Origin of the sequence: Paracoccus sp. S4493 (assembly GCF_000967735.1) — a bacterium.
Classification (GTDB): domain Bacteria; phylum Pseudomonadota; class Alphaproteobacteria; order Rhodobacterales; family Rhodobacteraceae; genus Paracoccus; species Paracoccus marcusii.
On the sequence record NZ_JXYF01000352.1, the window covers coordinates 1 to 446 of the forward strand.

Here is a 446-nt window from a genome sequence, read left to right on the forward strand (position 1 = left end):
CGAGGATGGCCGCATGGTCATCGCCAACCTGCACACGCTGGACACCGCGCGGCGCTATTGCGACCGGGTGATCGGCATGCGCGACGGGCGCGTGGTGTTCGACGGGCTGCCGTCGCAGCTGACCACGGGCGTGGCCCGCGACATCTATGGCGCCGACGCGGATTTCAACGAAAGCGCGACCTCGACCGCCATGCCCACCGATACCAGCGCGGATGTCGAATACGCCGCCCGCATGCTGGCCTGATCCCGAACCGGAGAGCACCATGACCCGACTGCTGAGCCTGCTGGCCGCCACCGCCGCCCTGACCACCCCCCTGCACGCGCAGGAGATCACCGAATTCCGCATCGGCCTTTTGGGCGGAGAGAACGCCCAGGACCGCATGGCGTCGAACGAATGCCTGCGCGACTATGCCGAACAGGCCCTGGGCGTCCCCGTCCGCCTGTTC

At 68.4% G+C, this 446-nt stretch carries 2 pseudogenes; both read left to right on the forward strand.

The features are described from left to right. Nucleotides 1–244, forward strand: a pseudogene (locus TW83_RS17690) (phosphonate ABC transporter ATP-binding protein); the annotation flags it as partial. Between the two features lie 19 nt (nt 245–263). After that, nucleotides 264–446, forward strand: a pseudogene (locus TW83_RS17695) (phosphonate ABC transporter substrate-binding protein); the annotation flags it as partial.